General features: G+C 38.1%; 10 protein-coding genes. All 10 read right to left on the minus strand.

Annotation, left to right across the window (positions count from 1 at the left end; all coding sequences use genetic code 11):
- Positions 1–36: 36 nt before the first annotated feature.
- Complete coding sequence (gene dnaK, locus ON09_RS17940; protein ID WP_010602450.1) at positions 37–1,941, minus strand: molecular chaperone DnaK; 1,905 nt, start codon at positions 1,939–1,941, stop codon at positions 37–39.
- A gap of 350 nt (positions 1,942–2,291) precedes the next feature.
- On the minus strand, positions 2,292–3,419 hold the full coding sequence (locus ON09_RS17945; RefSeq protein ID WP_010602451.1) for a hypothetical protein: 1,128 nt from the start codon (positions 3,417–3,419) through the stop codon (positions 2,292–2,294).
- A gap of 140 nt (positions 3,420–3,559) precedes the next feature.
- Positions 3,560–4,126: a CopD family protein gene (locus ON09_RS17950; RefSeq protein WP_010602452.1), complete on the minus strand. Its 567-nt coding sequence runs from the start codon at positions 4,124–4,126 to the stop codon at positions 3,560–3,562.
- A gap of 53 nt (positions 4,127–4,179) precedes the next feature.
- A complete protein-coding gene (gene hemE, locus ON09_RS17955) occupies positions 4,180–5,205 on the minus strand; it encodes a uroporphyrinogen decarboxylase (protein WP_010602453.1) in 1,026 nt (341 codons plus the stop codon).
- 144 nt (positions 5,206–5,349) lie between these two features.
- On the minus strand, positions 5,350–5,865 hold the full coding sequence (locus tag ON09_RS17960) for a tetratricopeptide repeat protein (RefSeq protein ID WP_010602454.1): 516 nt from the start codon (positions 5,863–5,865) through the stop codon (positions 5,350–5,352).
- Positions 5,865–6,569, minus strand: coding sequence for a response regulator transcription factor (locus ON09_RS17965; protein WP_010602455.1), 705 nt, complete (start codon positions 6,567–6,569; stop codon positions 5,865–5,867). The genes ON09_RS17960 and ON09_RS17965 overlap by 1 nt, the downstream gene beginning before the upstream one ends.
- 8 nt (positions 6,570–6,577) lie before the next feature.
- Positions 6,578–7,444, minus strand: coding sequence for a sensor histidine kinase (locus ON09_RS17970; protein WP_010602456.1), 867 nt, complete (start codon positions 7,442–7,444; stop codon positions 6,578–6,580).
- Positions 7,445–7,864: 420 nt separating this feature from the next.
- Positions 7,865–9,235: a glutamate-1-semialdehyde 2,1-aminomutase gene (gene hemL / locus ON09_RS17980; RefSeq protein ID WP_010602457.1), complete on the minus strand. Its 1,371-nt coding sequence runs from the start codon at positions 9,233–9,235 to the stop codon at positions 7,865–7,867.
- A gap of 97 nt (positions 9,236–9,332) precedes the next feature.
- Positions 9,333–10,301 carry a porphobilinogen synthase gene (gene hemB / locus ON09_RS17985; RefSeq protein WP_029204440.1) on the minus strand — a complete coding sequence of 323 codons (969 nt, stop codon included), beginning with the start codon at positions 10,299–10,301 and terminating at the stop codon, positions 9,333–9,335.
- Between the two features lie 409 nt (positions 10,302–10,710).
- Positions 10,711–12,291 carry a hydroxymethylbilane synthase gene (gene hemC / locus ON09_RS17990; protein ID WP_010602459.1) on the minus strand — a complete coding sequence of 527 codons (1,581 nt, stop codon included), beginning with the start codon at positions 12,289–12,291 and terminating at the stop codon, positions 10,711–10,713.
- Positions 12,292–12,441 lie beyond the last annotated feature (150 nt).

Below are 12,441 nucleotides of genomic sequence, written 5' to 3' on the forward strand. Positions count from 1 at the left end.
CTTTTTATATTTAATCTTCGGTCTTCCGACTAAAAACTATTTCTCTTCTTTTACCTCTTCGAAATCAACATCAGTAACGTTATCACCGCCACTTTGAGGCTGACCATCAGCTTGTGGTTGTTCACCACCTTGAGGCTGACCGCCATCTTTGTACATTTCCTCAGATGCTGCATTCCATGCATTTTGCAATTCAGCTTGTGCCGCATCGATATCTGCGAAGTTACGAGCACCGTGTGCTGCTTTTAATTTCTCTAAACCAGCTTCGATTGGTGCTTTTTTATCAGCAGATAATTTATCACCAAACTCTTTTAATTGTTTCTCAGTAGAGAAAATTAAAGCATCAGCTCCGTTGATTTTATCAGCTTCTTCTTTTTGCTTAGCATCATCTGCAGCATTAGCTTCAGCTTCTTCTTTCATTTTTTTGATCTCAGCATCAGTTAAACCTGAAGATGCTTCGATACGGATTTTTTGCTCTTTACCAGTAGCTTTATCTTTTGCACTTACATGTAAAATACCGTTTGCATCAATATCAAAAGATACTTCTACCTGAGGCACACCACGAGGTGCTGGTGGAATACCATCTAAAATGAAACGACCAATTGTACGATTTTGACCAGCCATTGGGCGCTCACCTTGTAAAATATGGATTTCTACTGAAGGTTGGTTATCAGCTGCAGTTGAGAAAGTTTCCGATTTTTTAGTTGGGATTGTTGTGTTAGACTCGATTAATTTAGTCATCACACCACCCATAGTTTCGATACCTAATGATAAAGGCGTAACGTCTAATAACAATACATCCTTCACATCACCAGTTAACACACCGCCTTGAATAGCAGCACCAATTGCTACAACCTCATCAGGGTTAACACCTTTACTTGGTTCTTTACCGAAGAAAGCTTTAACAGCATCCTGAATTGCAGGAATACGAGTTGAACCACCTACTAAGATAATTTCATCGATATCGCTTGTGCTTAAACCAGCATTTTTCAAAGCAGATTTACAAGGTTCGATAGTACGTTTGATTAAACTATCTGCTAATTGCTCAAATTTAGCACGTGATAATGTACGTACCAAGTGTTTCGGGCCGCTCGCATCAGCAGTAATGTATGGCAAGTTAATTTCAGTTGAAGTTGTGCTTGATAACTCAATTTTAGCTTTCTCAGCAGCTTCTTTCAAACGTTGTAATGCCATTGGATCTTTAGCTAGATCCATGTTGTTTTCAGCTTTGAATTCGCTGGTTAACCAGTCGATAATAATGTGGTCAAAGTCATCGCCACCTAAGTGTGTATCACCATCAGTAGATTTTACTTCGAAAACACCATCACCTAATTCTAAAACAGAAACGTCATGTGTACCACCACCACAGTCAAACACAACAATTTTCATGTCTTTGTGCGCTTTATCTAAACCATAAGCTAAAGCAGCTGCAGTTGGCTCGTTAATGATACGTTTTACAGTTAAACCTGCAATCTCGCCAGCTTCTTTCGTAGCCTGACGTTGTGCATCATTAAAATAAGCTGGTACAGTAATCACCGCTTCAGTAACTTCCTGACCTAAGAAATCTTCAGCAGTTTTTTTCATTTTTTGTAGAATCATTGCAGAAATCTCTTGTGGAGTATATTTTCTGTCGTCGATTTCTACACGAGGTGTATTGTTATCACCTTTAACAACTTTATAAGGTACACGTCCAGCTTCTTTCGCACTTTCGTCGTAGCTGTTACCCATAAAGCGTTTAATCGAATATATCGTTTTTGTTGGGTTGGTTATAGCCTGACGTTTAGCAGGCTCGCCAACTTTACGCTCACCGTTTTCTGCAAAAGCAACAATAGACGGTGTAGTACGTTTACCCTCACTGTTCGCAATAACTACAGGCTCATTGCCCTCCATTACGCTTACGCAAGAGTTTGTTGTTCCTAAGTCTATTCCAATAATTTTTCCCATTGTATTTTATTTTCTCTTTTTAAGTATTATAATTTCTACTCCTATTAAACAATGCTTGTGCCAATTGGTTTTTGGCAGAAAATATACCTAAAAGACTGATAAAATGTAAAAAACAAGGCAATAGTTTACTGACAGCATGACAGAAACGGAGGAGATGTCAAATAAGTGAATGTGCGAAAAGGCCTAACATGCGAAAGAAATCATCAACCTAACCAATTTTAGGTCCTTTCCAACTGAGTAAAGATTTAGTACTTAGTTAAAGGAAAACTTTTTTTTTGAACTATGACGGTTTAAGGTTAATGCTGGCAAAACATTGGTTAGGTTAATTTGACTTCTTTACTTTAAACAACCTAAAATCTTGCTTGTATGTAAAGAAAAATAGAGTGATTAAACTGAAGTTGTTTATCGGTATGATCCAAATCAATGTGCGGTTCAAAACGAACATCGAGGTATAAGTGCGGAATTAATTCTTTTTGGTAAGCGTAACGTAGCGAAACAATATTTCGGCCGCTCTGCTTTAACCCATTGGTATATAAATTACTTGAAACTGATTCGTATAACGGCATACCTTTAATCGAAATGAAGTTATTTCCTTTCCAGTAAGAAGCGACTAAACTGCCCCACTTACTTTCTACACCGGCATTTAACCAAAGACCAAAACCACCTTCGTAGGCTCTCCTTTTATCTGGAGATAAATCTTTATAAACCGCAATATAGTTATCAGTATAAACTTGTTTAATATTGGTATTAATTTCCTTATGCAATTTCAATCCAGCCGCACCATTTAAAACTGTACTAATCGGAATCTCCTTTAACACATCAATTTGTCCACCTTGATGGAAAGCTAAAAACTGTGCGGGCAAACTAAATTTCCAGCCATTATTTTCGGCAATTGTAGTTTCGGTAGATAAACCTCCAACAATTTCTTCTTTTGCGGCTTCACCTTTATCAATCATTTTCTGCCAGGCAATCCAGGCATCTAAATTAAAGTTCTTTCGTTCAACCAATAGCTGCGTTCCATATTCTATCGGATTGGTAATTGTTCTTTCGAAGTTGTAAAGTGGTTCGATGTATTTATGTTGAATGCCACCCTCCAGACTACCGAAAATCAAAGTTAAATTGCGTTTGTGATATTTTAAACTAAATAATGGTTTTGCATCCGTGATTCCGTTTCGACCAAAATCTTTTCGGATAAAAGCACCTGCGGCTATGGCCAAATTTGGATGTGCATAATAAACAATTTGCGGCTGCAACTGTGTTCCATACAAAGTATAACCGTCGTGGAAATCATTGGTGTATTCGTAGTTCCGGACGTAGTTGAAGTTGTAAAAATTAAAATGAACTTCATTTATTAAACTGCTATCCGGGCGGATCCTGTTCTCTAAAGCAGATTGGTTAAACTGTGCAGAGGCGAGATAGGAACTAAAAAGAAATGATATGAATAGTAAGGCCTTTCTAAGACCTGTGTTTGTAAACATGTGCTTGGTTTTTATAGCCCAAATTTAGGATAGTTTTTTCGTAAAGTGTAAAGCAGCGCATATCAAGTATCAAGAATTGAATACAAGTTGACGCAAGGGAAACAAAGAACTTTCTTTCTGTTAACTTTGATCTTTTTGCTTTACTCTTTAAGCTTATTTTTCAACCTGTAATTCTTATACAACTTCACTGCAATCATAATCGCCATCGCAACGCCCATGATGCCAATCAAACCGTAAATCCAATTGATGGCACTTTTTAAAATTACGATAAACACAATGGCAATCATGAAAATGGTAGCTAACTCACGCCACAAACGGAGCTGAAAACTACTTAACTTAAACTCACCTCTTTTTAGCTGCTTAACGATGTTTTGGCAAATAAAATGATAGATGAGCAAACCCACTACAAAACCAAGCTTAACGTGCATCCAGGGCATTTGTAATAACATTGGATGTAATGTGAGCATAGAAACCCCAGCCAAAACGCTGATAATCATTGCAGGTGTAGCAATGATTTTCCATAATGTAGCTTCCATCTTCGTAAACTGATTCACGAGAATACTTTTCTCGGGTTCTGGTTTGTCGTTAGCTTCCGTGTGGTAAATAAAAAGACTTAAAATATAAAATAAACCCGCCATCCAGCTAATTACAAATACAATGTGTACTGCAACAAAATAATAATAATACGGCTGTAGGGTTTCGATCATTGTCTCTAGAATTTACGCTCGCTGTTCAAGTCCCCTTTAGGGGATTTAGGGGATTAATACCTAAATTCCTTTACCACATCAATTGCGTACTTCACATTATCAAAAGGAATATCTGGCATAATACCATGACCTAAGTTGAAGATAAAACCCTCAGTGCCACGCATACGCTCAAATAATTTATGAATTTGTGCTTTTATTACAGCCTTGTCAGCGTATAAAATGTGTGGGTCTAAATTCCCCTGAACAGCAATACCTTTTGGCAAAGCATTTTTAATGTTCAATAAATCTGCATTCCAATCAACAGAAATAACATCAGGCTTTGCCTCGGCCATAATTGGTGCAAAAACCGAACTTCCTTTACAGAAAGAAATTACCGGAATATCTTTTCTATTTAAATTCGCAATAATTTCCTGGATATAACGGTGTGAGAATTCCTGGTAATCATTCCAAGACAATGCCAACGCCCAGCTATCGAAAATCTGAACGGCATTCACTCCCGCAGCAATCTGTAGATTTAAATAATCAGCCGTTACTTTAGCAATTTTAGCCAGAAGCTTATGTGCTAATTCAGGTTGGTTATGAATAAAAAGTTTGGTTAATTTAAAATCTTTGGAAGAACCTCCTTCAATTAAATAACTCATTACCGTAAAAGGCGCACCAGCAAAACCGATTAAAGGAATACTTCCATCTAAACGTTGTTGAATCACCTTAATCGCATCAGCAACATATTGTAATTCATCCAAACAATCAACATTTAAGTTTTCGATATCTTGCGCATTACGCACAGGGTTTGCAAACTTCGGCCCAACACCTTGAGTGAAACTCAAATCGCCACCCATCGCCTCGCCAGTTACCAAAATATCGCAGAATAAAATCGCCGCATCAATATCCAACAAATCAACAGGAAGCATCGTTACATCTGCAGCAATTTCTGGAGTTTTACACATCTCTAAAAAAGAGTACTTGTTTTTAATCTCCCAATATTGTGGCATAAAACGACCTGCCTGACGCATCATCCACACGGGTGGGCGTTCTGTTTGTTTAGAAAATGCTGCGTCTAAAAATAAATTATTCTTCATGATTTGTTGTTGCTACCCCTTTTATTCGTCATACTGATGACGTATGGATAAATTTTAATTGCGCAAAGGTATAAATAAAAAAAAAACGAAGTACCTTTTTATTCCTAAAGCGGTGCCTCGTTTCTCAAAATGACAATACGAATATTATAATTTGCTTATTTCTCTTTCTATTTTGGCGATAATGTCTTTAGAGCGTGAAGATTCTGAAAGTTCTTTAGCTTTTACAACATAAACTTCTGCCCGTTCTTTATCTTTTCGTCGTAGAGCGAGATTGGCCAAATGGATGAGTACATACGACTTCTCATTTTTACCTCCAACAGGAAAACGACTGGCCAGCTGAAAATGATATTCAGCCTTTTCGTAGTCTTCCTCTTTCAAAGCTATATTTCCCTGCATAAACTCATAATAACCCCTACGATTTTTCGATAATCTTTCAGGGTTGGGTACTTCGGCCAGCATCAGCTTTGCTTTTCCAAACTCATTATTCTTAAAATATTTAGAAGCCATTAAAACAGAACTGTGCCTGAAATGACTCCAGATAACAAAGACAAATAAAAAGCCGGCCACAGTGGCCAACTCATATTGGGTGAAAAACACGCATACCAGTGCAGCCAGTAGGAAAACGGCCATCAATGCATACCTGCCTAGACTATTGTACATTAATGACTATCTGTAAATTTATAGCCTACACCACGAATGGAATGGAAATAAACTGGATTTTTTTGATCTGGTTCGAAATATTTACGGAACGTTAAGATGAAATTATCAATCGTTCTGGTTGATGGATACACATCATAATTCCAAACCGTTTCTAAAATCTGCTCACGAGAAACGGCATCATTTTTACGCTCAATTAAAAGCTTTAACAACATCGTTTCCTTCTTGGTTAAAGGTGTAATTGTTCCATCATCATGTTTTAATTCAAAAGAGTTAAAATAGATTGTTTTATCACCAATTTTGTAAGAGTTTAATTCTTTTAAATCATCAGATTTTAAACTGCGTTTAACTAAAATACCCACGCGAAGAATCAGCTCTTCTAAATTGAAAGGTTTAACTAAATAATCATCAGCACCTTTTTTCAAACCTAATACACGATCTTCTGATGTATTTTTAGCGGTTAAAAACATAATCGGAACTTCTGCATTTTCTAAACGAATCGTTTCGCAAACCTGGAAACCATCCATTTCCGGCAACATCACATCTAAAACGATTAGATTGAAACGTTCTTCTTTAAATATTTTAAGAGCGGTTTTGCCATCTTTAACGGCGTGAACTTTATAACCCTCAAGTTCGAGGTTTAATTTAATAGCATCCAACAAGTGGTCCTCGTCTTCAACCAATAGAATTCTTAATTTTTGTGACATAATTGAGATTAACTAAATGTTACTTCAAAAATACTTCCTTGAGGCAAATTGTCTTTTACTGTAATATCTGCATCATGGTATTGTAAAACCTCTTTCACAATAAACAAGCCTAAACCTGTTCCTTTCGCTTTCCTGACATTCTCATTACCAACGCGGTAAAACTTATCAAATATCAACATTTTTTCGGCATCTGAAATACCTGGTCCTTTATCAATCACACTTAGCTGAATATGTCCGTCAACCCTATCTAAAAGCACATTAATCTCGTCACAAGGGCTGGAATACTTTACCGCATTTTCTATCAAATTCGTCACAACTGACGATAAGGCAAATTTGTCACCCATGATCTGCAAATTTGGCTGAATTTGAGCATTTATCAATTGTTCATTCCCACATGAATGAACCTGTAGCCGATCCGTAATTTTATAAACCAGTTCCGAAAAATTAAATTCCTCTTTCGGAAAAGTGTAAGAACGGTTTTCAATTTTTGTCGCCAGCAGCATATTTTCAACCAAATCGTCCAAACGCTCAATATCTTTTAAAGAATTGTTTAACAACGAAACCTGCCGTGCTTTATCCAAATCTCTTTTAACAATGGTTTGGATGGAAAGTTTTATCGCAGCCAAAGGCGATTTCAACTCATGTGTAATCGACATTAAAAAATTCTGTTGCTGCTCCCTTAATTTATCTTCCCGTTTTAACGATTGGTGCAAAAAATAACCACCAATGCAAAGCAAGAATAAAAACACAGAGCCCTCTCCCATAATCATCGTCATGCGGCTAGGCTGCAAACGCACCACCAAAGTCCCCCATGATATAAGCTGGATTAAAGCGTAAAGCAATAAGGCGTAAAATATGATAATGGATTTTTTCATTTGTGTTTAAAAGGATAACAAAGTACTTCTTATTACTAAATTATATTATTTGGAAAGCAAATTCCTGTTCATTTTGGTTATTTCAGTCCCGCTTTTTGCTTCAATCTTTTTGCGATTGTCAGTCTGAGCTTGTCGAAGACCTACATCAAAAAGTAGTTTCGCTTCAATCGGGTTTAGGGAACTTAGGCTTCTGAAAGAAATTAAAAAACCACCCCAGGCTCCCAATAATTGGGCAATGTTTCATCATGCTTCCATCATTGCGAGGCACAGCCTGCCCCGACATTTCGGGGAAGCAATCCCACACCATCGCTATTTTACAAACCAGAGCTTAAAAATTGCTTCGTTCCTCGCAATGACGACTTGGCGAGCTCATAATTTTTTACCTGCCGACTGCAGGCAGGTATGTCTTATATGGTAAAATTACTTCTTAAACACCAAATCCAGCGCTTCAAAAATTGCCCGCTTCGCTTTTTCCAATTCTATTTTTGTGTGTGCTGAAGATACGAAACCAACCTCATATCCCGACGGGCCTAAATAAATTCCTCTATTCAACAATTCACGGTGCATCACTTTGAATTTCTCCATGCTGCTTGCATCAATATCATCTGCCGATTGAATTTTATCCTTATCTGTAAATGCAAACCAGAAAATTGAGCCAACCGTAAACACCTTAAATTTATAATTTCTTGCGGTAGCAAAACGTTGAATACTCGCCACAAAATCCTGAGTTTTGTTATTTAAATCTTTATAAAAACCAGATTTATTAAGTTCTGTCAACGTTGCAATACCCGCAGCCATCGCTACAGGATTACCAGATAATGTACCAGCCTGGTAAACGCCGCCATCAGGTGAAATATGCGCCATTATTTCTGCAGACGCTCCGTACATGCCTACAGGCAAACCACCACCAATGATTTTGCCATAGGTTACGATATCTGGTGTGATGCCATAATATGCAGCAGCGCCCTCAAAACCAACTCTAAAACCGGTAATTACCTCATCAAAAATTAAAAGCGAATTATTTTCCGTACAGATTTTACGCAAGAAGTGAATGTATTCTTCATCCTGCATAATGAGACCATTATTAGCAGGAATACCCTCAATAATTACCGCAGCAATCTGGTCTTTAAATTGAGCAAAAGCCTGTTCAATAGCCGTTTTATCATTTAGAGGAATCACAATCGTTTCCTCAGCAAAAGATTTTGGCACACCAGCAGAAGAAGTTTCGCCAAATGTAACCAAACCCGAACCCGCTTTTACTAAAAGCGAATCACTGTGACCATGGTAGCAACCTTCGAACTTTAATATTTTATCTCTGCCAGTAAATCCTCTTGCCAAACGAATCGCCGACATTACCGCTTCAGTACCAGAACTGGTAAAACGAATTTTTTCTACGAAACGATTGTTTTTAATAATCAATTCTGCCAGTTCATTCTCTAAGGCTGTAGGTGCACCAAAGCTCATTCCGTTCTGCATAACCTCAGTAACTTTCTCCCGAATTTTAGGGTTGTTATGACCTAAAATCAATGGACCCCAGCTTCCACAGAAATCGATAAACTGGTTTCCATCAGCATCCCAGATATAGCACCCATCACCTTTTTCAATAAAAAGTGGTATACCATAAACAGATTTAAAAGCCCTAACGGGTGAGTTTACGCCTCCGGGGAAATACGTTTTTGATTTCTCATACAACTCCGCAGATTTAACCCTCGAAATATCAGGTTTACTTCCAGTATTTACCGGAACATCGGCCTCATTGCCTGAAAACATTTTCTTTAATGAATCTAACATTTTTATTAAGCTTAAAGCTGAAAGACTAATGCTTAAAGCGAAAAGTAAAGCGTTATAACGTGGCTTTGGTCTTTTTGCTTTAAGCTTTCAGCTCAAATTACATCCAATCGTTATTTAAAATATCTTTAATGTGGTAAGTAGTAATTATGCTTGCTCCTGCTCTGGCAAAGGCATGCATCGTTTCCATCACTACCTTTTGTTCATCAATCCAGCCACGTTCTGCTGCTGCCTTAACCATCGAATATTCACCCGAAACATTGTAAACCGCAATGGGCAAATTCGTGTCTTGCTTTAAACGCTGAATGATATCCAGGTAAGCTAAACCTGGTTTTACCATTAGTACATCTGCACCTTCCTGTTCATCCAATTGTGCTTCACGTAAAGCTTCCAGCGGATTTCTGAAATCCATCTGGTAGGCTTTTCTATCACCTTTGCTTGGCGCACAATCGGCAGCCTCTCTAAACGGACCGTAATAAGCTGATGCAAACTTCGTGGCGTGACTCATGATGGCCGCGTTTACGAAACCATTTTCATCCAATAGATTACGCATCACTTTAATCCTGCCATCCATCATGTCTGATGGTGCAAACATGTCTGCCCCGGCCTGTGCATGTGTTAAAGCCATTTTTGCAATTACGTCAACGGTTTTATCATTCTGAACGTAATCGTTCTCCATGATTCCGCAATGACCGTGATTCGTATATGAACAAACACAAACATCGGTAACTACATATAAATCTTCCCCGAATTGTTTTTTCAATTCACGAACAGCAGTGGGTACCAACGAATGGTCGTGATAAGCAGATTTAGCATCCGCTGATTTTTCATCACCAACACCAAAAAGCATGATTTTATTCAAGCCTTTTTTCATTCCAGCTTCTACATCTTTAACCAAAGTATCAACCGAATAGTGGTTAACACCAGGCATGGCATCAATGGCATGCGTAACATTCGTTCCTGGCACCACAAAATAAGGGTACACAAACATATCTTTCGATAGTCGGGTTTCGGCTACCATCTCTCTAACCAACGGGTTTTTCCTCAATCTTCTCGGACGATGTAACATTTTTTTAGTATCAAGTATATAGTATCAAGTATCAAGACTTGAGTATTATTTTTATGAGCGCCATGGTTCGTTTCTTCACGAAACATTATCTAATATTTTATTCTGAAAAGCAATTCCAGTAATTCTTAGGTTATCGTAGTCCCGCTTTTCGTTTCAATCTTTTTGCTGTTGTCAGTCTGAGCCTGTCGAAGACCTGCGACAAAAAGTATTTCCACTTCAATCGGGTTTAGCTCTGTTAGGTCATTGCTATGCAGTCCTGCTACTTTCGCAATTATAAAACGCAACGCTTTAAGATTGCTTCGTACCTCGCAATGACGATGGGGTCTTGCTTTTCGCTTGAGTCTTTGGTCTTTCAGCTTTATCCTTCTGCTCCCAAACCCTCCACCTTAAACCTTTAAACCTTCAACCTCTATTTAATTTCTATTCCAAAAACTGCCTCAGATAATCCGATTTCATCAGGTGAATAAGGTAAAGTATACTTCACGCCCATTTCATCGAACTTCTTCCCTGTAGAATTACCGATGGCAATCACCTGCTGACCGGGTTCTAATAAATTATCAGCAAAATAAGCATCCACGTTTGATGGACTGGTAAAGATTAAAACATCAGCATAACTCTGGTCGATATTTTCTTCAATTACCGTTTCGTAAATTGGCAAATCGATAACCTTTGCGTCACCCGGTAATGATTTTTGTATCGATTGCAGCGAATCCTGTGCTCTAGGAAACAGTACATTCTTCCCTGAAACCAACTTTGCGAAATCTTCAGCAACTTCCGAAATATCGCCACTTGCGCCAACAAAATCGGCGAAATGATTGAACTTACGTAAGGCATCTTCAGAACCTCTACCCACTACACCAAATTGTGTTTTCTTTGGTAACTGAGGCTTTAAATTGAAGAAATATTCTACACTGTTTCTGCTACTGAAGAAAATCCAGTCAATATTTTTTAGAATAAACTGGTCTAAAACGGTAACAATAGGAAAAGTGCGAATTAACGACCTGCCTTCAATTTCTATATTATTACTTTCTAAAGCTTTGCGGAAGTAGCTGTGCTCGCCAATTTCCCGGGAAATAAAAACCTTTGCGGGCTTTTTGCGTGTTTTATCAAATTTAGCAACGATTTTTTCAGCTAAACCCGCGGTAGTTTCTGAACGTAAAAACAAGCGCTCAGGAAAATCATCAGCTGTTTCAGCTTTTGAAGTCCATACTTCAAATTCATTATCTTCTTTCTTGCAATAACAACCTAAAGGCATGTGACAACCACCTTCAAAAAGATTCAAAACTTTGCGTTCTACCCCAACTTCTTCTGCTGTAGCCGGGTCGTGAAGTTTTTGCAGCGCATCGAAAAGCTCGGTATCATTTTCCCTGATTTGAATGGCCAAAGCACCTTGAGCTGGGGCCGGAACAAATTCAGTTGGCTCTAATTCCTCAACATGAAATTCGCTAACATCTAAGCCTAAACGTTTAATACCAGCTTTTGCCAGCATAATCGCATCGTAGTCTTCATCACGCAGTTTTTGGATACGGGTGGGAACGTTTCCTCGTAAATCTTCGATTTCCAAATCAGAACGTAAGCCTAAGAGCTGGGCTTTTCTTCTGTTTGATGATGTACCCACCATTGCGCCTTTTTTTAAAGAAAGCTTTTGAGAAACATCAACACAATCTTTTAAAATCAACAGATATTCAGTTGCCTCTTCGCGTGGAGGAATCGCAGCTATTGTTAAGCCGGCAGGATGCGTAGTTGGCAAGTCTTTTAAGCAGTGAACCGCTAAATCGATTGTACCAGCCAAAAGTTCTTCTTCCAATTCTTTGGTAAAAAAGCCTTTTCCTTCCAATTTATCTAAACGTAAATTCAGGATTTTATCACCCTGCGTTTTAATAATTTTAATTTCCGCTTCAATTCCAATTGCCGCCAATTCACTTTGAATGTGATTAGCCTGCCATAATGCAAGTTCGCTACCGCGTGTTCCGATGGTTAATTTCTTCACTGTGTTGTTAAATGATTTGCAAATCTAACTAAATACGGCCTTATCTAGTAAATTGTTTAAAAAATGAGACAGTGAGGTTACAGTTCGGAGTGAAAAGCTGAAAGTTGGGAAGTTGAAAGCTGAAAGTTAGAAGTTGAAAGCTAGAAAAGT

The organism is Pedobacter agri PB92 (genome assembly GCF_000258495.1).
GTDB classification, from domain to species: Bacteria; Bacteroidota; Bacteroidia; order Sphingobacteriales; family Sphingobacteriaceae; genus Pedobacter; species Pedobacter agri.